The following is a 23,314-nucleotide window of genomic DNA, read 5'->3' as shown; positions in this document are numbered from 1 at the left end:
CAAATTTTCATCAACTTCAAAACCGTATGTAATATGACAATCCAAGATGTAAAGCAAATCAAGCTGGCAGACTATCTGCAAAGTCTGGGCTATACGCCTGTAAAGCAACAAGGCAAGAACCTGTGGTATAAATCACCGCTACGGGAAGAAACGGACGCATCGTTCAAGGTAAACACCGAGCTTGAAAAATGGTATGACTTCGGCATCGGCAAAGGCGGAAACATCCTCGCATTGGCAGCGGAACTCTACCATTCGGAAGATGTAGCCTATCTGCTGAAACGCATAGAGGAGCGGACAGCATACATCCGCCCTGCATCGTTTTCTTTTGGCAGACAGCATTCCGACAATCAGCCTTATCAGGGATTAAGGGTTGGTGAGTTGTCCTCTCCTGCTCTTACAGCCTATCTGCAAGAAAGGGGAATAAACATCGGACTTGCCAAAAGAGAATGCAGGGAACTTCGGTTTATGAATGCCGACAAACCATATTTTGCCATCGGCTTTCCGAACATGGCAGGAGGATATGAAGTGCGCAACAGATACTTCAAGGGATGTGTCGCCCCGAAAGACATCACCCATATCCGACAGCAGGGCGGACAACGATGTATGTGTTACCTGTTCGAGGGGTTCATGGATTACCTTTCATTCCTTACCATCCGAGTAAAAAACAATCCGCAACACCCGCGATTGGACACGCAGGACTATGTCATACTGAACTCCGTTTCCAATCTTGCGAAAGCGGAAAGCATATTGGAGACCTACACCCGAATCGGCTGTTTCCTTGACAACGACACAGCAGGGCAGAACACCTGCAAGAAGCTGAAAGAGAAGTTCGGGGAACGGCTGCTTGATAAGTCGCTGTACTATCGTGATTATAAGGACTTAAACGACTACCTGTGCGGTAAGCCCTTGTCCCAATCGGCAGAGCCGATAAAGGAGAAAAAGCAAGTCCAATCCGCAAGGCGGATGATACAGCCACAGAAAAAGAAAGGGGGATTTCATCTGTAATATGCACGTCCGCTCTCCCAAGGTATTTAGACAGAAATACCATAGCTCAATAGGGCGTTTTCTTCACGCATTACTCCGTAACGCTAAAAACACCCTATCGAGCCAAAGGGAAATCCCTTTGGAAACCCTGTGCAAACGAGGGCAGAAGCCAAACTCGTTTGGATTATGCCGAGTGCAGCAAGGACTCATTTGCATAATAAACCCTGTGAACCGATGCCACAGGCAGAGAGAAGAAACATAACGATAACCGCAAAAATAGAAATAATATGGGATATTTTTCATTGGACATAAAGAAAGCAAAGGGGACATCGGACACCACGCAGTCCGACCATATAGAGAGAAAGATAATACCTAAAAACGCAGACCCGACAAGAACACATCTGAACAGGGTGCTTGTCGAATACCCCGATGGCGTTCACGGCAGGGATGAAGCGATTGCCCACAGGCTGAACACGGCAGGCATCAGACGGAAAATCACACACGACCAAGTCCGTGTTGTCCGGGTGGTTTTATCGGGTACGCACGAGGACATGATGAACATACAGGAAAAAGGAAAGCTTGATGAATGGTGCAACGACAGCATCCAATGGCTTCAAGCCACATTTGGCAAAGACAATGTGGTTGCTGCCCATCTGCACATGGACGAGAAGACTCCACACATCCACGCAGCCGTTGTTCCCATCGTAATAGGTGAAAGGCGCAAAGCCAAGAAAGAACAGACGGACGGCAAGCGCAAGTACCGCAAGAAAACAAATTCCGTCCGTTTGTGTGCCGATGACCTGTTCAACCGCCAGACCTTGATTGCCTACCACGACAATTACGCAAGGGTGATGACGAAATACGGATTGCAACGTGGGGTACGGGGCTCGGAAGCACGGCACACTACCACCATGCAGTATTATCGGGACTTGAAAAAGAAGAATGAAACCCTTGAAACCGAAACCAGACTATTGCAGGAGAAGAAGACCAAAGCGCAGGAGGAGTTGAGACAGGTAAAAGCGGAAATCCGCACCGACAAGTTCAAAAGCGCAGCCACCGATACGGCAACCGCCCTTGCAAGCAGTGTGGGTTCTCTTTTCGGAAGTGGAAAAATGAAATCATTGGAACGTAGGAACGAGGACTTGCAAGACCGCATCCTTGAACTTGAAGACGAAGCCCGACAACGGGAACGGCAACAAGCCGAACAGATACAGGAGATAAGAAACGCTTACGAGCAACAGCACCGTAAGCTGTCGGAGTTTACAGATTTTGTCAGACGCTACTTTCCGTATGTGGAGAAGCTTATACCTGTGGTAAACTTCCTACGTGAACGTTTGGGTTTCAATGACGGAATAATCAGAAGACTGTGCGAGTTCAAGGAGGTCGGAATAAAAGGTAAACTCTATTCTTCCGAGTTTAACCGAAGTTTTGATACCCGACATTCTGTCTGCTCCATCAAACAGGATGAAAGCGGTAAATTCGATTTCAAGATAGACGGGGTTTCACATGTGAACTGGTTCAGAAAGAAGATGAATGAGTTTAGGGAAGCCATGGGAATACCTAAGCAGAAACAAGATAGAGGTATAAAACTATAAATCAAAGGAACGGCCGTAATAATCTGCCTGTATTGAGCGGATTATCACGGCTTTTTTATACTTTTGCAAATGGATTGAGACAACTCTGTCCAAAGACATATGAAAATAGAAGAAGCGTTATGCTCATCTTGTACTTGAAAACGTAGGAAATTTTCAATTAGATGCAAGGATAGCATAGTGGTTCTCACGCATATAGCGTGGGCTGCTATTGTTACATCTGCATCTATGGTTTCCTACGACCTTCAAGTAAAGAGTGTGGCATACAGTTCCACGCTTTTTAGTTTAGCCTTATGGTGACAAATATGAATAACATAAAATGGAATATAAATGATATTAACTGCACAACAGAAGCAAGCAATGATAATGATTGAAAAGTTCATTGCAGATAAAGATAGCCAAGTATTTATTTTGAAAGGATATGCAGGTACAGGTAAAACGACATTGATTCGTAGTATTGCAGATTATTTATCTACTCAATCTTTACATATTCAGTTAATGGCTCCGACCGGACGTGCTGCAAAAATATTACGTTCTAAATTACCAAATTATGGTGCTTCTACTATTCATAGGGGAATCTATAATTTTTCTCATCTAATAGTGGAAGAATCTGAAGGAACACTTAAATATATATTTCCACTTAAAGATAACCACGAGAGGTGTATTTATATTATTGACGAAGCCTCCATGATTAGTTCTCGTGAATCAAAGAATGAACTTTTCCAATTTGGTACAGGAGTATTAATAAAAGATTTACTTAGTTATGCAAGATTAAACTTCGGTGGAAAGGTAATTTTTGTTGGTGACCCTATGCAGTTGCCTCCCGTAGGTGATGATTGTTCTGTTGCATTAGATGAAACTTATTTTGATATACTAGAAATGAATGTATATTCTTATGAGCTCACAGACATTGTTCGTCAAGATAAGAATAGTTGTATTTTGGCTAATGCTACAATACTTCGTGAGTTGATTCGGAAAAAAGAACGAAATCGCCTTGTGTTCAAGAAAAAGGAACATGAAGTAATGGATATTGGAGCAATGGAAGTTGCTAAGAAATATTGTGAAGATCCAGAACAATCGTCTGCTATAGTTTGTTTCTCAAATCAACAAGCAGCTGATTATAATACGGCTATTCGTAATATAATATTTCCTGAAACGAATCATGTGGCGGTAGGAGATAAATTGATGGTAGTATGCAATAGCTACTATTATGATAAATGTGAATTATTGAATGGTGATATCATAACTGTAGTAGAAACATCAAATGATATTATCTCTCAGTCTGCACCTATTTGGACTGAAAAAAATGGGAGAAAAGTAAAAGAAATCATTACGCTTGATTTCAGAGAAATAAGTTTTCAAGTAGAAGATGGTAATATTTATAAACGCTATATTATTGATACATTACTCCAAAACAAGCGACCTTCACTGACAATTGACGAAATGAAGGCTCTTTATATCAATATGGTAATGCGTATGCGTACGGAGAAAGGATTGACTAATCCTAAATCTGAAGAATTTACTAAGGCAATGTGGGGAGACCCTTTCTACAATGCTCTTCATGTAAAGTACGGTTATGCTTTTACATGCCATAAATCACAGGGTGGTGAATGGAATACAGTTTATGTAGATTTTTCAAGACGCACAGGGCTTGATGTGGATAGCCTTCGTTGGAAATATACAGCGATAACTCGAGCTTCTAAGATGTTATGGTGTATTAATCTTCCTGATGTAACACCTATTACATCTCTTAAAATAACCCCTATCAATAAAACTGCAAAAACAGCTGTTAATGCTTTATCTTTTGATAATATAGAGGATACACCTTTTCATCCTTCATCAATATTACCTTCAGTAAAATGTAAATATTGGTCTGTTGTAAAGAATATGAATGGAACTCTATATTCAGTAAAGAACGTTATCTGTAAACCTTGGAGAGATATTTATGAAGTAAATACACCAACCGGTATAGTAAGAATTGATGCAATATATAATGGAGCAGGTCTGTTTACAAAATATGAAACAGATGCCAATGACACTGAGTTGTTGTTTTTCTTCCAGAATGATGAAAATATCAAATATAAAATAGACTATCATCCATCTTTGGAGTCATTAAAGATGCTACATAGTCGCATGATTTCTTTGTGTGATGAATGTGGTATCATATTAACAAATGTGGTGGAAGAACATTACCAACTCGTATATTATATGAAAGCTTCTGGTAATTATGCTGCTATAACTTTTTTCTTTAATGGGAAAGGGTTTATTAACTATGCTGCTCCACTTTCTGATATCGGAGAAGCTGATATTAAACTGTCACAACTCATAGAAAAATTAACATAATAGAAGAATACTAATGTCTGTAAAAGAAGTAACATTATTGCGTAAAAGTGGTAATCTAAAAGAAGCATATAAGATGGCCATAGATGATCTGAAAGAAGATAGGAATAACCCATGGGCACAAATGTCTCTCTTTTGGGTTCTGCGTGATATATGTCAGCAACTATGCAATAGAAACGCCATAGATAAAGCTAAAATTTGCTTGAAAGAGATGTCTTCATTACTTCCTACAATGGTGGATGATAGTGGCGCAGGAGAAAGAGCTTATACTAATTTGTATAAACGATTGCAACCTAACGCTGATGCTATTTCAAAAGCATCCGAGCTATCAAAAAATGATCCTTCAAATGCTTATGTTCAGGTAAAGAATTATATTGACTCTGCAAATGATGTAGATTCAGCTTTGCATGAAGAGTTAGGCTGGATAATTTATCGTTATATCAAGGCTAAAATTTCAAATTTGACATCGTTGGAAATAAGAACGTTGCTAAAAGACTATATGTATCTTAGGAATGAACGTCCTTCAATGCTTCATTCTCAAATATTGAACTTTGCTTTGAGTTTCTCAAAAGAACATTCTGATTTTAGTTTTTACCGTTTCTTTATGCTCTGGGAACCAGAAAATTTACGTTATGAAGATTTGAACAAGGGCTATTACAATGGTAGTGAAATTCCCTCGCTTATTTCTCGTATATGTCGTCAAATTGTAAATAGCGGCGAGGATATTGATGTCGAGATGCTGTGTGAAAAGATAAATCTCCCAAAAACAGAAACACTTGACCTGTTACGTGAACCGCAGTTTTGGGAAATTATGAATCTTCATAAAGAAGGTAAAATGCGTGAGATGTTTGAAGCTTTTACTGTCTATAATAAAAGAAACGCCGTTTATGGTGCTTCTCATTGGCATTCTGAAGTGTTGAAAATTGCAGAGCGTCACATGAATGGTCAAGAAACATGGAGATTTATTTACTTTTTTAGAGATTGGAGGTATGAAAACCTCATGGATGCTGATTGGAAAGAAGAAACAGATAATAATGGTAACACTTATAAACCTTTGGCTGTTAAAGCAGCAAAGAAGTGTTATGAATATCTCAAAGAATCACACCCAAGAGATGCAGAACTAGTATCTTGGTTAGATTCATTGTATAATGTTCTTATTGAACGTGCTAAAAAAGATGAATGGATATTAAGACAACGAGCAATAATATATACATGGCAACAGCAATATGACCTTGCTATCAATGTGTACAAATCTTTATTACTTGAAATGAGTGAAAAATACTATGTATGGAGTGAATTGGCAGATTGTATACAAGATAGTAATGAATTAAAGATAGCATTGCTTTCTAAGGCTTTACTTGTTGAACGAAATGAAGATTTTCTCGGCTCTATTCATTTGACTTTAGCCGACCTGCTTATAAAGGAAGAGCTAACATCTGAAGCCTTATGCGAATTGAATATATATAAGAAATTTCATGAAAACACTTCCCGGAAATACCAAGAATATATTGAACGAGTCGACATATCAGTTATTCCGCCCAATAATAATAAGCTATTGTATAATAGATATGCCACCATTGCTGAAGAGTACGCTTTTTCAGAAATTGAAGCAAAAGAGGTTACGCTGGTGGATAGATGGGAAAAAGACGGAAAAACTTATTGCACTCTCACAAATGGGGTAGACGTTATATTTCAAGTGAATGTAAAGCGGTTTCCTTTTTTGACGAATGCGATATTTGGTTCTGTTTTTAGAGTAAAGTGTCATGTAGATAAAGAGGAAAAGCAAATTCAGACAAGTTGCTTCTCTTGGAATAAAACAAAAGTGACAGAAGCTAAATATATACCTCTTTGCATGCATAAGAGTGAAACAAGGCTATGGATGGGACTTCCCCAAAAGTTTGGATATGTAGAATATTTGAATGAAGAGAAGAAAATTCTACATATTGTAACGCAAGATTCCCAGCAAATATTTCAAGCTTTTAAAGAAAAATGGGGCACTATTTCAAAAGGGGATTTTGTCAGTTTCAGAGAATATACTATTATAAAAAAGAATGAAAACAAAGTAGTTATTGCTAATGTAGAAAAAGTAAATAAAGAAACTGCTTTACCGAATTTTAATTCTGGTATTGTGGTCGTTGACGATATAAACATACAAAAAAAATTATTCCATTACACTTTCGGTCAAGGAAAAATTGGAGGTATCGTATTCTTTAATGATACGGATCTTCGTCCCGAAGTAGGACAATGCTTGAAAATATTCTATTGTGTAACAAAAGACAGGAAAGGTGAAAAAAGGCCTATTGTACTTAATGTAGAAGAAACTGCAGAAATAAACACAAGTGCAATAAAGACAATTCAAGGTCACTTAGAATTAAAATATAAAAATGGTTCTTGGGATGATTCTCCTGATTTTGCATTTATTGGTGATTACTACGTTCATCATTCTGTTCTTTGTGAGTATAATATCACGAAAGACTACTATGTTACTGCCGATGTTATATATGCTGGACAGGGTAAATGGAAAGTTATAAAAATACATCAATAGAATTATTTGACAAGAGACAAAATATATCCTATTTTTATTGCTTGCCAAATAATTTTTATACCTTTGCAATAATAAAGAGTTACTTGAATGCAATTCAAGGCAGAACATAGCATATGGCACAGTTGCTAATTCATTACCTCAAAATCGGGTAATTCTCCTAAAGTCTTTTGTATAAGGCACTAACAGAAGTTTTCCAGAATTACAACAAAATCGTAGTTATGGTAACAGACCACGGCATCGGTATCTCCGAAGAAAATCAAAGCAATCTCTTCCGTCCGGAAAACAAATTGCAGACAAAAGGTACCAGCCAGGAACAAGGGAACGGCCTTGGCCTTATTATCGTACAGGAACTTCTCTCCAAAATGGGTGAAACAATACAAGTCAATAGCAGCCCCGGGAGAGGAAGCATATTCACATTCACTTTACAAAAATATTCGGGAACATGAACACGATCCAATTGCTTTTAGTAGACGATTCCGAAATACACCTGATCGGATTGAAATCAATCCTTTCCGCATATCCGGATATGCAGGTTGTAGGCGAAGCTCACTCTAAAGAAGAGGCGCTGGAAGCCTTAAAGGCTGTCCAACCCGATATTCTGTTGCTGGACATAAGCCTGGAAACTGAAACGGATGGTTTCGACATTGCCCGCTTTGTCGGCAACCGCTACCCGCAAATACGCGTCATCATTTTGTCTCATTATAAGAAAATCGAATATATCATGACAGCATTACGCGCGCATGTACGTGCTTACCTGGCAAAAGATACGAAAGCCGATGAGTTGCTCCAGGCGATCCGTTCAGTCTATACCGGTTGCGGCGTTTTCTTCGGTGATAGTATAGCATACCAATCCCTTTTACAAGCTTTCGGAAATGAGAGAAACCTCGTAGCCGGAAAGCCGTATGAACTGACAGAACGCGAAATCCAGGTCATCGAACTACTGGCCAAAGGATATTCAAGCAAAGAGATCGGCCAAATACTCCACATTGACCGGAATACCGTAGAATCCCACAAAGAACGGATCAAAAACAAATTAGGTTTTAACAACATGATCGAAATCGTCGTTTTCGCTCTAAAAAAGAAAATCATTACCGGAGACAGAATCCAACCATAGCCAAAGCCTTCTTGTTTATCATTCTCTACATTTCGTTTGTTTTTCCAACAGATATTCACGGCTACATATTTTAAAATCCATGATATTTGTAAAAAAGATGAAACATGTGTAAAACTTCATGATTTCATCAATCGGACAGGCACATAGGTGGTGAAATTTAGGTATAAACATCCCAATATATCACCAAACTGTAACAATATGTATTCTCTACTTTTATCTAATAAAACTAAGAGACATGGAAAACGACATTCACATAGGGTCAATTATCAAAAAGAAAGTAGAAGAAAGCAAAATGAGTATAGCCGAATTTGCTGAAAAAATCTACTGTGACAGAACAACGGTGTATGATTTGTTCAAACGAAGCAGTATAGATATAGAACGACTCATCAGAATATCCAAAGTACTTGGATATAACTTTTTAGTAAAAGTATATTTAGAAAGAGAATTTCCAGAATACCAATCTCTTCTTACTAAAAAAACAACAGATGCAGAAAACCAGATTGTTTATATTGCAGTACCAATCAAAAAAGAAGAACTCAAGAAAATAGACCTACCTGATAATGCTATACTCTTACAAGAGTGAAACTTTGTAATTAAAATAAGTTTCACTCACCCGATATTTATAGGGACAATTGTGTTTCCTTCCCTCAGGTTTTGGGAAATATTTGAATCATTATTTTCCCATCAGAAGAAAACATCTCACAATCCGATTTGTTACAGATATATGCCATCTACTGTCAATTTGGTTTATTTTGAAGGTTTTTAACGACACACACATTCCTATTTTTAGGCTTTTCAGCCTAAAGGCACTTGTTTTTGCAGCTGTTTGCAGAAATCATCTAAATGATTTTTTTAATGATCTTAATGATTTTGGAAAACCATCAGGTTGTTTTGGGTAAACCATACGGATGAATTTAGAAAATCATTTAGATGATTTTGCCGAACGAGCTGAAACAAAGAAAAAGGTAGCCGTAAAAAAGCTTCCAAAAAGTCTTTGAAAACTATTTTAACACTTCGCAAGCCTCATAGGAGTAATCTTTTACGATTGACGTTTTGGCATAAATTGCCCTTATATTCCGACACTTCGATTTATTTTTTCGCACTATTTTGATTTTCCAGAGAGAGAAAATATATTTTCGGTAATCTTGCAAACAAATTGATAATCGCAAACCCTATTTCCTTGGCCTATATGCAATCATCTGGATAAATGGACGCATACAGACAAATCTGAGGAGAGAAGATCTGGCATTTTGACAATTTGATATATGCAGAACCTAATGGTTGCAACGTTGATAAATCATAATTTAAAAGGGTCTGTCCCCACTAAAAAGTTTTCCTTCATATCTTGTTGATTTTTTTGACAAATAACGTTTATATATTCCACGCCAATTCATTGCATTATAACTTTAAACATACAATCTTTGTACTACCAATATTCAGATACTCACTAAAAAACAATTTATGTCGAACTCATGTTAATCCCATTTTGCCATGAAAATAATATTACTGTTTGTATATGCTTTCTTGTTTTCATCCACGATTTCATATGCCCAAAATGCTCATACGGAATCAAAGAAATGGTTGATGAATGATGGACCATACAAATATATTATGGAGGGAAAAGGGATGCCCAAATCGCGACAATACGATATTTTCGATAACAAAACAGGTACTTTCAGGAAAGGAACTGCTGAAGAAATGTGTGAATCCGTCACAAAGGAACTTCAAGAGTTTTACAAAAAAGAAAAAGAAAAATCTGAAAAGAAAAGAGATAGGAAAAGAGAAAGAGACGATTACAACAGTTATAATGTAATACCTTATAGTAATCCGCCTTCAAAGTCTCCTTCAAGAAGAAGGGTAGAAAGTTATAGTGATGTAAAGTATAAAGCAGAAACATTTTCAAAAGAAAATAAAGAACTTCAGTTCGAAATGAAAGGTATAAACAAAAGAACAACGACATTGAAGGGAATAAGCAAAGAAGAAAAGAAGAATGGAATAAAGCTGAAAGGGCTGAATATCGGGCTCGCTCAATCAGACAGAAAAATAACTTATAAAACAAATCAAGAACCAACACCAAATCACATAGAGAAGAAAAAAGACAGGATTATAAAATCAGAAGAAAACTACTTAGATGTAGTAAGATCATCAAATATAGCCCCTCCGACAATAATCAAGTATGCAAAAAACAAAGGTAATTATATCCAACAAATGTGGAAAATAAAAAACGAAGACGGCTCTTTTTGGGATGAAGTTGAAAGTAATAGTTTTAATCATATAAAAAGACTTCCAGTTAATCAACTTACCAAAGAGATAAGATTGTATATTTCAAATTTCCATATGGGACAAACAATAATAAATCTGAAAGACAAAATTAAAAGTGCTATTGATATTGAAAACACATTAGGACAAAGCATTACAAGTATCACAGACTATATTGCGCATAATGCGGTGAATGATATATATAAAGGGAACAGTAAACCCCTAAAAATCATCACGTATCAAGTAGTAAACGATGTTGACAATTTAGTAGATAGGAATGTTCCAGGCTATGTTAAAATGACATATACCAGGGAAGATGCCAGTAGGAAAACCTCCAATCTCTTTTTTAAATCCTTAGGGCTATGACGAAGTGGATGCCAACAAAAGAATAGAGATAAAATGGATAAAAAAATTTTATACATACTATCTGTCTTCATTTCAGTTGGCTGTACTCACGGGGTAAAAGACAAGCATATTACTTGTTTTCTTCCTCAAGGAACCTCTTTTGTCACTTTGGTCAATTCCAATGAAATAACTGATCCGTATTACTATAGAGAATTAAAGCCGATTAATAAAATAGCCATAATCTGCGGCGAATACTGTATGATTGTTGGTGATAGTAGCCAACAACTATACACTTTACCCATCTCTAATAAGCCATCAGATATTCATTGGCTAAAAAGGGGAGGGTGTCTTCTTTCAAACAAAGATTCTATTTACAGAATTGATGAGACAGGTATTTGCTTACCCCTAACTGAAACACAAAATAAGAATGTTAAACTTCAGGGGGATCTAATGTCTACTATTTATTTTTATCATGCAGAGGACACTGTTTTGTATACATATGATTATACACAAAAAAAAGCCCTGCCTGTTTTTATCTCAGAATATCCAATTAAAGATGTCAAAGTGGAAGATGACGATATATACATTGCTACTGGTAAAGAAATCATTTTAGTAACAAAAGACAAAGTAGAATCTCTATTTATCTCTCCTGATACGATTCAATCTTTTGCAATAGGAATCAGAGGCTCTATCTTTTATGCAACTAATAAAATTATTGGATATTTTGATTATAAGCATACTCAACTCAAAGTAGCTTCAATAGGTGCAAAAGATTTGCAAATCTTTGGTAATTCCCTATATATTATCTTTTCAGATAATAGTTCCGGCATAATCGAACCAATATTTACATACTGTATAATTTCTGATAGTCTTCATTATAAAACTACTATGCAATGAAACATTTTCTAATAGCATTATTTGCATGTGCATGCAATTGGGCTTTTTCGCAAAATTGTAATTTATCCGTATCGGAAAAGAAACATTGGACAAAAGCAGTCACCTTTGTTGAAAATGCGACTTCTAACGAAGACTACCTTCTTGCTGTTCGAGAATTTGAACAAATATTAGTTTCAAATACTTCTTGTCCTGATGTATATTACAATTTAGGGCTTATTTGCACTAAATTAATTCCATTAAAAGGTGAAGAATTCGCTAATAAGGCCAAAGACTATTTCGGTTTATATACAGAATTAAAATCCGAAGAAACCGACACAATAGAAGAAGAACTAACTGCAATAGAAGCTCTATTAGAAAAATATCACAATGATTTGAAGATAAATTCATTAAAACACATCGAGGGAGTATGGGAGAAAAAATTTTCCTATAACGGAAAAGATATGGGTCATATTAATTTGCAAATAAGTAATATAAATGGTGATTTAAATATTATATATAACGAAAAAAACACCTTCAATATTCAAATACAAAATAATGGTATATCATTTGATAAATCAACACAGTATGACGGGATAGATTACGATGAAGACATTGGCCAATATGATTTTCAAGTATATATAACACATTATTATATTTCTCTATTGAATCCAAATCAGTTAAAATTGCATAATCTTACAGTGACAATCCAATACTACCGTCATGGAAAAATGTTTTATGAAGATTATTTGGAAGTCCATACAAATGATATTCTCGAAAGAATATATTAGATTACATTTATATAGTGTAAATATTAAATTGACACATAATCAATAGTGTATAACATATAATTGATGAAATTTTATATCGATATTTTAATACTATAATTATATGAAATATGTATTTTTGATATTATTCGTAAGTATGTACAATTTTGTTTTTTCGCAAAATTGCAACTTGTCTGTATCAGAAGAAAAACATTGGTTAAAAGCGGTTACTTTTGTCGAAGAGGCTACTTCTAATGAAGACTATCTTCTTGCAGCAAAGGAATTCGAGCAAATATTGATTTCTAATGCTTCCTGCCCGGATATATATTACAATTTAGGACTCGTTTACAGTAAAATAGTATCCTCAAAAGGAGAATTCGCTATAAATAAAGCTAAGGAGTATTTTAATTATTATTTAAAATTTAAACCGGAAGAAAGTGCCGCCATAAAAAAAGAGCTGATTATTATGGAAGCTCGGTTAGAAAAATATAATAATGACACAAAAAATAATATGCTAAAGGATTTTGAAGGGACTTGGGAAAAGTACAATTATTTTAACGGAAGATTATTATCTGCGAGCCAAATGCAAATAAATATAAATAATAGTGAGGTAAAAATAAGTTCTCATTCACTTTTTAAGAATATTTCTAACATTCCTGGAGATACTTATTATTACAATATTCAAGTACATAGTACTGGTATATCTTATACTGTTAATAGTAATATTTACTATCCAGAACCTATCAATGAAGAATTTGGTGAATATGATAAATACACCAAAGTATTTAGCTGCTTTATTTCTCTATTAAGTAAAACTCAAATTAAAGAAAAATGCTCAAGGATAAAAAGTCAATATTACTATCATGGCAGATTAATTTTTGAACAAAATAATAGTGCTATTAGTGAACTTATATATGATAAAACTGATTAAGTCATAAGCATTCGGCAAATCCCATCTTTGAGGTTCTATCTTTTGGGCTACCTTTGCTAAAAAAAGTCATGTAAAATCTGATATCGTTTAAATTACAGTCTCTTTTCATTTCGAATCATTAGCAATAGAGCCAAAACGATATCATAGTTATGCAAGAAATCTTTACCAACCTTTGACACCGAAAGGTCTATCGCTGCAATGTATTAAGTGAGTTTGCCGCAGCAAACTCACTTGTCACAGCAATGATATATTCCACTTTATTTTTGACATCCGAATCCATATCAGTTTTCCTTTCTTATCTTTCTGTTAGGTCGAATGCAAATATACACTGTTTATATATATCTTATCCATTCTTCAACACATCATCCTTGTCCGGTGCACCGGGTTCGGGTGTCGATTCGGGGTTGAAGGGGTTGAAGTAGTAGATGCCTTTTTCACCGAGGAATTGCAGGAAGTAGGGGAGCTTCTGCATAAAGAGGCTGCATTCCTTTGACTTGGCAGGTGTCCAGGCAGATTCGGCTACAGCAACTAAGCGAGGGAAAGTCATATAGTCCAGACGCTTGGCATCGGCTACACGTTCCGTCCAGAGGGAGAACTGCATGCCCATCACCTGATCTTCATAATCGCGGGTCAGATGGATGATAGGTTCCGGGAAACGGCAGATGTCTTCGATCGTATTATAACCGCCCCATACACGGCCCACCTTGTGACCGCCGTACTGGATGAAATCGGCATACAACGGACGGCGCGGAGTCATAATCACCCGGTAACCGTTTTCGAGCGCTTTCACCAACTGGTGTTTCCGGTCGTGGCGCCACCACATGATAACGGCCTTGTCGGGAGAGACACCGGCATCGATCATCTCGTCCCAACCGATCATCGTCTTGCCTTTAGAAGCGACGATATCGGCGGCACGGCGGATAAAATACTGTTCCAGACCCGTTTCGTTGCCTAAGTTCTTATCTTTAATAAACTGTTGGATTTCGGGATCGGTGAACCAGCTTTGATTACCATAGTGCACTTCGTCGCCCCCGATATGGATATAGGGAGACGGGAACAGGGCGACGATCTCATCGAGCACGTTGCTGATAAACTCGAACGTCTCTTCCTTGCAGGGGTGGAACGTGAAATGCTGCCATTTGCCCTCGCCTCCACCGGAGATTTCGGGATAAGAACGGCAGACGGCGGTAGCATGGCCCGGCATGTCGAATTCAGGAACGACCATGATTTGGCGGTCGGCTGCATAGGCGACAATCTCCTTGATCTCCTCCTGGGTGTAGAACGTGGCAGGCGCTTTCGGATCGTGCCAATTGCCGACAGCCCCCTCGATGGTCAGCTTCGGATAACGCTTGATCTCGATACGCCAGCCCGGTTCGTCGGTCAGGTGCCAATGGAAGACGTTCAAGCGAAGGGACGCCATGATGTCTAAGTATTGTTTAACCTTTTCTTTTCCGAAGAAGTGGCGGCTCTCGTCGAGCATGAAACCACGCCAGCCGTAGCGGGGCTGGTCCTGTATCTTGCAGGCCCGCACGTTGCCTTTACCGAAACGGGAGAGTTGCAAAAGGGCTTCCTTCGCATAGAACAGACCGGCTTCAGAAGAGGCTTGCAGCAGGATGCTGTTCGGTTCGACAACAAGCGTATAGGCTTCATCGACCATCTTGCAGTCGTCCGTCAGTTCCAGGCGGATGGTTCCGCTGGCAAGCGACGATTGCATACCGGCTTCTTTCAACTCGGCTTGGAGTCCGGCGGCCAGTTTGTCGGCATACCCGCCATTGCCCTGTACTTGCAAATTCTTTCCAACGATAAACGAACCTTTCGCGTTCTGTACCTTTGCCGGCGTCGGGAACAAAGGTTGTTGTGCCATCAATGGCAACACGAATAGAAGTAGTAATGTGCTTAAATAAATTAGTTTCCTCATGATATTATGATATTATTGGGCAAATATATATAAAATTTATATCTTTAACCGCTGAACAAAATAACAAAACTCATGAATAGACTTTTTATCCTTACGATCGCTTTCACTTGTTACTGTTGTAACCTCCTGGCGCAGGAAATCGAATACTCCCGGCCGGTCAACACTCCTGAAAGTTGTACAAGCATCATGGTCGGTAAAAAAGCATCCGCCGACGGCTCGGTCATGACCAGCCATACCTGTGACGGGAACTACCGCACATGGATGGAGATCGTCCCGGCTGCCCGCTACGAGCGCGACACGACGGTCGCCATCTATAACGGACGGATGCACACCGAATATCCTGCCGACCGCACAAATATGGAATTGAAGGGGACGATACCGGAAGCCCGCTCGACCTACCAGTTCCTGAACACCTCCTACCCCTGCCTCAACGAGAAACAGTTGGGGATCGGCGAGACGACCATCTCCGGGCGCAAAGAATTACAAAACCAAAAAGGTATGTTCATGATCGAAGAACTGGAAAAGATCGCCTTGCAGCGTTGCACGACAGCACGCGAGGCGATTCGTCTGATCGGGCAGTTGGTTGCCGAATACGGATACGGGGATTCAGGCGAATGCCTGACGATTGCCGACCCCAACGAGGTATGGCATTTCGAGGTGTTCGGCGAAGGGCCGGACAAGATCGGGGGTGTATGGGCGGCTGTCCGCATCCCGGACGATCATGTGGGCGTATCGGCCAATATCTCGCGTATCTCTACGCTCGACCTGAAAGACAAGGATCGTTATATGGCTTCGGAAAATGTATTCTCCGTTGCCAAAAAGATGGGCTTCTGGAACGGCAAGGAACCGTTCAGGTTCTGGAAAGCCTATAGCGGGGGCAACTATTTCGGCGAACCGAAGTCGTTCAGCATCCGTGAGTATTTTATCTTGAACGCACTGGCTCCGTCGCTCAAACTGTCGTACGATGCGGAAGAGCTGCCAATCAGCGTGAAGCCGGACAAAGCAGTTGCCGTAGCGGATGTGATGGCATTGTTGCGCCAGACCTACGAGGGAACGGAATGGGACATGACGAAAAACCTGAAAGTGGCCGTCAAGAACCGGGAGACGAAGGAAACGGATACGATCACCAGTCCGGCGGCTAACCCGTGGATGGTGACGGATATGGTCAATATGCTGAACGGCGTGAAGGAAGGAACGGTTATACGTAATCGCTTGGTGGCGGTTCCACAATGTTCTTACTCGCACGTGATACAGCTTCGCAGCTGGCTGCCGGATGCCGTGGGCGGTGTCGCCTGGCTGTCGTTCGACAATCCGGGACAGAGCCCGCGCATCCCGATCTTCTCAGGGACGACCGACCTGCCGGTTGCTTTCGGTATCTGCGGGCAACACCGCCATCGCGAGGATGCCATCGTCTGGAAATACCGGACGGCAAACAAGTTGGCTACGGTTCGCTGGGGACTGACCAAAGACAAGATCAACGGTGCTGTCGCCCACTTCGAAGAGAAGGGCTTATCGGAAATGCCTTTCGTCGAAAGCCGTTACAAAGAGTTGCAGGGCAGCAAAGGGGAAGAGGCCGCACGGGCTTTCCTGACCGGCTACACGGCTGACTTCACGGGGGCGACAATCCTGCGCTGGCAGGAGATGGCGGACGAGTTCTGGAAGATGTTTGCGAGGGGATTTTGAGTATTGAGAATTGAAAATTAAAAGATAATAGACATTATGAAATCACTTATTCTATCTTGCATGCTGGCCTTCTCTGCTTCAGCGTTCGGCCAGGGGTATCAGTTTACAGAGGTGGTAACGGTTCCCGCTACCCCGGTTAAGAACCAGGCGGCAACAGGGACTTGCTGGTGCTTTGCCACGACTTCGTTTATGGAATCCGAACTGCTCCGTATGGGGAAGGGCACATATGACCTTTCAGAGATGTTCATCGTACGCCAGAAATACATGAACCAGTTGCAGGACAACTATCTGCGCCGCGGGGACGGCAATATCGGACAGGGTAGCCTTTCGCATACCTTTATGAACGCGTACCGACAGGTGGGGATCGTCCCCGAAGAGGTTTACACGGGTATCAATTACGACTCCGAACGGCATAACCACAGCGAGATGGTACGCTATCTGCATGCTCTTGCGGATGTGGCGGTGAAGACGAAAGCACGCAGCCCGGAATATTACAAGTTGGTCGACAACCTGTTCGACACCTATTTAGGGAAGTTGCCGGAGAAGTTCACGTATAAGGGGAAAGAATATACACCAAAGACGTTCGCCGAATCCTTAGGGCTGGATATGGACGATTATATCGAGCTGACCAGTTTCACGCATCATCCGTATTATGTAAAGTTTGACGTGGAAGTGCCCGACAACTGGGAGCATTCCCTGATGTACAACCTGCCGCTCGACGAAATGATGGAGACGGTGGATTATGCCCTGAAAAACGGCTATACGGTATGTTGGGACGGTGACGTGAGCGAGAAGGGATTCTCCTTTACAAACGGTGTCGCCATCAACCCGGAAGTGAAGAAGGTGGAAGACCTGTCGAATACTGACCGCGCCCGCTTCGAGAAATTAGGTGAAAAGGAACGCTTGGAAGAGGTGTTCAAGTTCGAACGCCCGTACCCGGAGATCAACGTAACCCCGGAAGTGCGCCAGGCTGGCTTCGAATCGTTCGTGACTACCGACGACCATCTGATGCACCTGACCGGCATCACTAAGGATCAGGACGGCACGAAATACTACATCACCAAGAACTCATGGGGAACCGACCGCAACAAATTCGGCGGTTACCTCAACATGTCCGAGAGCTTCGTCCGCGCCAAAACTATTTATGTGATGGTTCATAAGGATGCGATACCGAAAGCAATCAAGGCTAAGTTGGGGATCAAATAATCTATTGGAGTAAGTCATGGCACACAGATGACGCAGATTAGAAGGATGACCACAGATCTTTTATTAAAAACAATATGAGATCTGCGGTCATCTGTTCAATCTGTGTCATCTGTGTGCCATGATATTCCTTTCGGAACCGATCAGAACCGTATCTTTATCTCACCATAGCAAGGCACTGCCTCCAACGTTTTACAATAGTTACCCCAAGCGATCTCCGGATAATCCCAACGGTTGTTGATGTAGAGCATCAACTGTCCGTCTCCTCTTTTGGAGGCACGGCAAGCCAGCGAGGCATCCGGTGAAAAGACCGTAAACCCTTCTTTCTCTCCGGTAGCGGAAAGAGTATAGCAATAGATGTTTTCTTTCATGCCCTTTGCCATTTGAGTCAACGGACGGTCACAGTTTGCACCGGCATCCGCCCAATAGAAGTAGTTGTGCGTATCGGACGACCAAGGCTGAGCAGGGTTCTCGCCATATTGTACTTGCTTCGGGTTATAAAGGGAGGTTTCGCCCGTGTTCCCGGCAAAAGCACCTTCGGGGTAACAACTCCACATCCCTTTGCGTTCCCATTGCAGATAATCTAAACGTTCGGGCAGGTAGAAAGACAAGCCCGTCTCACGGAGGTAGCCGTTCGGCTGTCCTGCGACCGTGTAGCTAACATTCATTTCGCCACCGGCGGAGATCTGGATCAACATATCCGTTTGTACATTCTGATAGAAGCCGGAGAGTACGACTTCGACCGCACCTTCTTTACGGGTATAGGTCAGGCTCTGCTTCTTCCAGTCGCTATCGGAGGTCGAGAACTTCCGGGCACTCTTACGCACCTCGGCTCCGGTCAGATGGTTCAAGTTGATGTCGAGATGGAGGAACGGGCCTTTCTCGATAACGACCTGCCCTTTGGAGGTAGCGTTACGGATCAGGCCAGTTTCTTTGGAGAAGGGGATCTCGAAGTCGGAGCCTTTTATGCAAATAAGCTCAGATGTTTCTTCCACTTCCAGAGACTGCTCGTACCGGGCATCGAGGAGGCGCACCGGTTCGTTGCCCAACGTCACCTGTTCCCGGTCGATCAGTTCGCCGGCAGCCGTATAGAAGCTGATCAGCAGCGGTTCGTTTGCTTTCCACGCTTCGGCGGGGATCGTCAGGAGCCCCTTTTGGTGAGGGGCGAGGGAAGGGAGGGAGAACTTCTTCTCTTCTCCTTTATATATATAACGCGCTTCGATCTCGTTCAAGTCGGTATGGTCGAAACGATTGTACACCGGGAGCAATAAACGTTGTCCGGGCAAGAAAGAGGCTACCTCGGTCGTCATCAGGCGGACGGGCGAATAGGCTTTCTTGGTAGCCCAGAACTCCGGTTTCTCCCGGCGCCAGACATCGACGATCCCCCACTCTCCGTAACCGACGCATTTGCCCTGGTAATCCTCCGGCTTGGCGGTACGGGCGAACTCTTTCCAGAAGGCAGTCCCCACCTTCGGTTCGGGTAACATAAAGGTTTCATCCACATAACCCCAGATCGCGCCGCCCAGACCGCCGGGAGCATCGAAAAGGCCACTCCACATCTTCTCGATCGAGTGTCCCCAGAACTCGCGGATATTCGGGTCTTCCTGCAAAGTAGCGTAGGTGTAACAGGCCGGGTGCGCCCATTCGTCGAACAGGGCGGGTATCCCCTCTCCTTGGAAACCACGGGTAGAGCGGTTCCATTGGTTCAGGTTGCCGTTTACATCCTGGTAGTGCATACTCAAGATATCATAGATCGGTTTCTTCTCGCCCACCGACCCGGGATAGCTGAATATAACCGGGCGGGTCTTGTCGGTAGCCTTCACCCAATCCCAGGACTGCTGGAAGTTCGTGCCATAGACGCTTTCGTTACCGATCGACCAGAACAGGATGGAGGGATGGGAACGGAACGACTTCACCATCTCCCGGCATTGGGACAGGTAGCGAGGCGTAAATTCGATACTGTCCTCAGTCTTGCCCGGCGCGTAATTCTTCTGGCGGTAGGTATCGACGAAGCAGACAGCCGTCTCACTCTCCACATAGATCCCGTAGCGGTCGCAATACGCTAAGAAACGTTCCGTGGGAGGATAATGGGAAGTGCGGACGAAGTTCATATTGGAACGCTTGAAGAGGATCACGTCGAGGCTGTCCAATTCGGCGGTAGTCGTGCGGCCGAGTGTCGGGTGGATATCATGGCGGCAGGCTCCGCGCAGCTTCACCGGCTTGCCATTCACTAACATACGGTCTTTCTCGATCTTCACATCACGGAAACCGATACGGCGGTCGAAACGGCCGATCTCCTTCCCGTCCTTGCTCAGACTGACGGTCAGGGTATAGAGGTTCGGATGCTCGGCATCCCATTTCAACGGGTTCCGGACGGGCAGTTCATTCGTGTTCACGCCTTCTTTCAGGGAGAACCGGGATTGCGGCAACGGATAGCGTCTGCCGGACGGATCGGTCAGCGTAAAGGCGACTTCCGCACCTCCGGCAACCGGGCTGCTGTAACCGATCTTCAGGACGGCATCCGTGTAGGCTGCATCTAAATGTGTCTCGGCGTAGAAGTCATACAGGCAGGTTTCGGGCAAGACGAACAAGGTCACATCGCGCAGGATTCCTCCGATCGGATGGTGGGCATAGCCTGAGGCATACGAGATGTCGTCTATGCGGTCTGTCACTTCGAGGCGTATCTCGTTTTTCTTACCGGGACGAACGAAGGGAGTGACATCCGTCTCCCAGCGGGTAAAACCGCCATGATGTTCGCGGACGAACGTGCCGTTCACAAACAGGCGGGCATGGCTGTAGACGCCGTCGAAACGCAGGATCGTATGTTTGCCGGCGTAATCGGCAGGGACGTTGAACGACTTGCGGTAGGTGAAGGGCTTGTCGTGCTCGATGGCATAGCCCTGCATGGCAGGCTCGCCGGGGACCTGTATCTTGTCCCACTTGCTATTCGGGGAATACCGGAACTGCCAGGTTCCACTCAGCAGGACGGCGGGCGACTTGACGCCGGCCAATTTCTGCAAGACAGGATAGGATGCTTCATCGGGAAGTCTTTCTACCTGTGCGAATGCTTTCGTGCCTGACAGCAGGAGGCTGCAACCGAAAGCAAATAGGATTGTCTTTATCTGTTTCATTCGTTGTGCTTATATTTCGGGGGTGTCAAAACCGCCATTATCTAATAACTATTACGTGTGTATAAATTTACCACCAAAAGTAGTAAAAGCCTATTAATATCGCCAGTATGACTACTGACATTACATTGAACATCCGTCCGGTATGGAACAACGCCGGGTCGTGCCGCGTATAGGCATTGACGAGCTGGTCCTTCTTTCCCAGCACGGCAATGAGCGCGCAGCACATCAGGAACACAATCCCCATCCGGTCCATCCAGGGCAGGCCGGGCAAGAGGAACTTCAAGCCGAAAGAGAAGACGAACGAACCCAATGCCGCCGCCAGCGCTCCGTTTGCCGTCGCCCGTTTATAGAAAAAGCCGGCCAGGAACACCGACAAGGCGCCGGGGCTGATAAAGCCGGTAAACTCCTGGATATACTGGAAAGCCTGGTCCAGCCCCGACAGCATCGGGGCGATCAGCACGGCGACCAGCAACGATCCGAAGCTCGCCCAGCGCCCGATATGGACCAGCTCCTTCTGCCCGGCCTCCTTCCGGAAATAGGAACGGTAGATATCCATCGTAAAGATCGTGGAGATGCTGTTCATCATCGAAGCGAGCGAACTGACGATTGCGGCTGTCAAGGCAGCAAACGCCACTCCCTTCACCCCTACCGGAAGCAGGTTGCCGAGCAGCCACGGGTAGGCTTCGTCCGACTTCTCTAACGGAGCCTCCAACGCAAAGGCGGCAATCCCCGGAATCACGACCAAGAGCGGGATGAACAGCTTGATGAAACCGGCGAAGAGCATCCCGTTCTGTGCCTCCCGCACCGATTTGGCGGCCAACGCGCGTTGGATGATATACTGGTTGCATCCCCAGTAATAGAGGTTTGCCACCCAGAGGCCGCCGAGGATCACCGAGATGCCCGGCAGGTCCTTATAGCCCGGATGCGACTTGTCGAGGATCAGATGAAACTTATCGGTTGCCTCACCATAGAGATTGACCATACCCTGGTACACACCGCTGCCTTCCCCCAGAAGGTCGAGGGCGATATAGGTTGTGACCAATCCGCCGCCCACTAAGAACACGACCTGGATCACATCGGTCAGCGCCACCGCTTTCAATCCTCCGTAGATCGAATAGATACCGGCAAAGGCCGCCAGCCCGATTATGCCGTAGAGCATCGGGATTCCCATCACCTTCTCGATCGTCAACGCTCCGAGGTAGAGGATGGAAGTGAGGTTGATAAAGATGAAGACCGCCAGCCAGAAGACCGCCATCACCGTCTTGACGCGTTTGTCGAAACGCTCTTCGAGGAACTGGGGCATGGTGAAGATCTTCTTCTCCAAAAAGATGGGGATAAAGAACTTCGCCACGAGAATCAGCCCGAGGGCGGCGATCCATTCGTAGGTCGCCATCGCCAGCCCGATAGCATAACCGGAGCCGGACATGCCGACAAACTGCTCGGCCGATATGTTAGAGGCAATGATAGAAGCGCCTATCGCCCACCAGGCAAGCCCGCGCCCGGCGAGGAAATAATCGCCGGCATCCCGCTCGCCGCCTTTCTTGTCGCGTGAGACAAAGAGGCCGACACAGAGGATCAGGAGGCAGTAGGCTATAAAGATTATTAAGTCGATCGTGTTCATGGTATCTG

The 23,314-nt window shown here is 42.9% G+C and carries 16 protein-coding genes; 13 read left to right on the top strand and 3 right to left on the bottom strand.

The features are described from left to right. Positions 1–33 precede the first annotated feature (33 nt). From ACPYIV_RS16610 to ACPYIV_RS16560, 11 genes are all read left to right on the top strand, one after another. Positions 34–1,005 (top strand): toprim domain-containing protein, encoded by a 972-nt coding sequence (locus ACPYIV_RS16610; RefSeq protein WP_122141227.1) that lies wholly within the window; start codon positions 34–36, stop codon positions 1,003–1,005. Between the two features lie 266 nt (positions 1,006–1,271). Continuing rightward, positions 1,272–2,579, top strand: a complete 1,308-nt coding sequence (gene mobV, locus ACPYIV_RS16605; protein WP_008142057.1) for a MobV family relaxase — start codon at positions 1,272–1,274, stop codon at positions 2,577–2,579. Positions 2,580–2,906: 327 nt separating this feature from the next. Beyond that, positions 2,907–4,919, top strand: a complete 2,013-nt coding sequence (locus ACPYIV_RS16600) for an ATP-dependent DNA helicase (protein WP_009018055.1) — start codon at positions 2,907–2,909, stop codon at positions 4,917–4,919. Positions 4,920–4,932: 13 nt separating this feature from the next. Next, entirely contained in the window at positions 4,933–7,461 is a 2,529-nt protein-coding gene (locus ACPYIV_RS16595; protein ID WP_425884103.1) for a tetratricopeptide repeat protein, read from the top strand. 218 nt (positions 7,462–7,679) lie between these two features. Then, entirely contained in the window at positions 7,680–7,907 is a 228-nt protein-coding gene (locus ACPYIV_RS16590) for a sensor histidine kinase (RefSeq protein WP_425884101.1), read from the top strand. Further along, positions 7,904–8,575: a response regulator transcription factor gene (locus tag ACPYIV_RS16585; RefSeq protein ID WP_301704665.1), complete on the top strand. Its 672-nt coding sequence runs from the start codon at positions 7,904–7,906 to the stop codon at positions 8,573–8,575. Before ACPYIV_RS16590 ends, ACPYIV_RS16585 begins: the two co-directional genes overlap by 4 nt. Positions 8,576–8,810: 235 nt before the next feature. Continuing rightward, positions 8,811–9,158 (top strand): helix-turn-helix domain-containing protein, encoded by a 348-nt coding sequence (locus ACPYIV_RS16580; protein WP_293733498.1) that lies wholly within the window; start codon positions 8,811–8,813, stop codon positions 9,156–9,158. A 908-nt stretch (positions 9,159–10,066) separates the two neighbouring features. Next, entirely contained in the window at positions 10,067–11,200 is a 1,134-nt protein-coding gene (locus ACPYIV_RS16575) for a hypothetical protein (protein ID WP_299364260.1), read from the top strand. A 33-nt stretch (positions 11,201–11,233) separates the two neighbouring features. Further along, positions 11,234–12,076, top strand: coding sequence for a hypothetical protein (locus tag ACPYIV_RS16570; protein WP_299364262.1), 843 nt, complete (start codon positions 11,234–11,236; stop codon positions 12,074–12,076). Continuing rightward, entirely contained in the window at positions 12,073–12,843 is a 771-nt protein-coding gene (locus ACPYIV_RS16565; protein WP_299364263.1) for a hypothetical protein, read from the top strand. Before ACPYIV_RS16570 ends, ACPYIV_RS16565 begins: the two co-directional genes overlap by 4 nt. Before the next feature lie 100 nt (positions 12,844–12,943). Next, entirely contained in the window at positions 12,944–13,750 is an 807-nt protein-coding gene (locus tag ACPYIV_RS16560; RefSeq protein WP_299364265.1) for a tetratricopeptide repeat protein, read from the top strand. 343 nt (positions 13,751–14,093) lie between these two features. Here ACPYIV_RS16560 and ACPYIV_RS16555 read toward each other — a convergent pair whose 3' ends face one another. After that, positions 14,094–15,668 (bottom strand): beta-N-acetylhexosaminidase, encoded by a 1,575-nt coding sequence (locus ACPYIV_RS16555; protein WP_299364267.1) that lies wholly within the window; start codon positions 15,666–15,668, stop codon positions 14,094–14,096. Positions 15,669–15,740: 72 nt separating this feature from the next. Here ACPYIV_RS16555 and ACPYIV_RS16550 point away from each other — a divergent pair, with 72 nt between their 5' ends. Together ACPYIV_RS16550 and ACPYIV_RS16545 are read left to right on the top strand one after the other, a co-directional pair. Then, positions 15,741–17,351, top strand: coding sequence for a dipeptidase (locus tag ACPYIV_RS16550; protein ID WP_299364269.1), 1,611 nt, complete (start codon positions 15,741–15,743; stop codon positions 17,349–17,351). A gap of 36 nt (positions 17,352–17,387) precedes the next feature. Further along, entirely contained in the window at positions 17,388–18,557 is a 1,170-nt protein-coding gene (locus ACPYIV_RS16545) for an aminopeptidase C (protein ID WP_293733491.1), read from the top strand. Between the two features lie 140 nt (positions 18,558–18,697). Here ACPYIV_RS16545 and ACPYIV_RS16540 read toward each other — a convergent pair whose 3' ends face one another. Next, positions 18,698–21,685: a glycoside hydrolase family 2 protein gene (locus ACPYIV_RS16540; RefSeq protein ID WP_299364272.1), complete on the bottom strand. Its 2,988-nt coding sequence runs from the start codon at positions 21,683–21,685 to the stop codon at positions 18,698–18,700. Between the two features lie 67 nt (positions 21,686–21,752). Then, positions 21,753–23,306 carry a sodium/sugar symporter gene (locus ACPYIV_RS16535; protein WP_299364274.1) on the bottom strand — a complete coding sequence of 518 codons (1,554 nt, stop codon included), beginning with the start codon at positions 23,304–23,306 and terminating at the stop codon, positions 21,753–21,755. Positions 23,307–23,314 lie beyond the last annotated feature (8 nt).

It is taken from the genome of Parabacteroides vesiculifaciens (genome assembly GCF_049860805.1).
GTDB lineage: Bacteria > Bacteroidota > Bacteroidia > Bacteroidales > Tannerellaceae > Parabacteroides.
Note: the sequence above shows the minus strand (reverse complement) of the source record. Positions and strands in the feature narration are given on the sequence as shown.

Bases quoted from the DNA above. Each gene is read 5' to 3' on its own strand.
- ACPYIV_RS16590 (WP_425884101.1), top strand. From the start codon at position 7,680: ATGGTAACAGACCACGGCATCGGTATCTCCGAAGAAAATCAAAGCAAT.
- ACPYIV_RS16540 (WP_299364272.1), bottom strand. From the start codon at position 21,685: ATGAAACAGATAAAGACAATCCTATTTGCTTTCGGTTGCAGCCTCCTG.
- ACPYIV_RS16585 (WP_301704665.1), top strand. From the start codon at position 7,904: ATGAACACGATCCAATTGCTTTTAGTAGACGATTCCGAAATACACCTG.
- ACPYIV_RS16550 (WP_299364269.1), top strand. From the start codon at position 15,741: ATGAATAGACTTTTTATCCTTACGATCGCTTTCACTTGTTACTGTTGT.
- ACPYIV_RS16570 (WP_299364262.1), top strand. From the start codon at position 11,234: ATGGATAAAAAAATTTTATACATACTATCTGTCTTCATTTCAGTTGGC.
- ACPYIV_RS16595 (WP_425884103.1), top strand. From the start codon at position 4,933: ATGTCTGTAAAAGAAGTAACATTATTGCGTAAAAGTGGTAATCTAAAA.
- ACPYIV_RS16580 (WP_293733498.1), top strand. From the start codon at position 8,811: ATGGAAAACGACATTCACATAGGGTCAATTATCAAAAAGAAAGTAGAA.
- ACPYIV_RS16600 (WP_009018055.1), top strand. From the start codon at position 2,907: ATGATATTAACTGCACAACAGAAGCAAGCAATGATAATGATTGAAAAG.
- ACPYIV_RS16565 (WP_299364263.1), top strand. From the start codon at position 12,073: ATGAAACATTTTCTAATAGCATTATTTGCATGTGCATGCAATTGGGCT.
- ACPYIV_RS16545 (WP_293733491.1), top strand. From the start codon at position 17,388: ATGAAATCACTTATTCTATCTTGCATGCTGGCCTTCTCTGCTTCAGCG.
- ACPYIV_RS16575 (WP_299364260.1), top strand. From the start codon at position 10,067: ATGAAAATAATATTACTGTTTGTATATGCTTTCTTGTTTTCATCCACG.
- ACPYIV_RS16535 (WP_299364274.1), bottom strand. From the start codon at position 23,306: ATGAACACGATCGACTTAATAATCTTTATAGCCTACTGCCTCCTGATC.
- ACPYIV_RS16555 (WP_299364267.1), bottom strand. From the start codon at position 15,668: ATGAGGAAACTAATTTATTTAAGCACATTACTACTTCTATTCGTGTTG.
- mobV (WP_008142057.1), top strand. From the start codon at position 1,272: ATGGGATATTTTTCATTGGACATAAAGAAAGCAAAGGGGACATCGGAC.
- ACPYIV_RS16560 (WP_299364265.1), top strand. From the start codon at position 12,944: ATGAAATATGTATTTTTGATATTATTCGTAAGTATGTACAATTTTGTT.
- ACPYIV_RS16610 (WP_122141227.1), top strand. From the start codon at position 34: ATGACAATCCAAGATGTAAAGCAAATCAAGCTGGCAGACTATCTGCAA.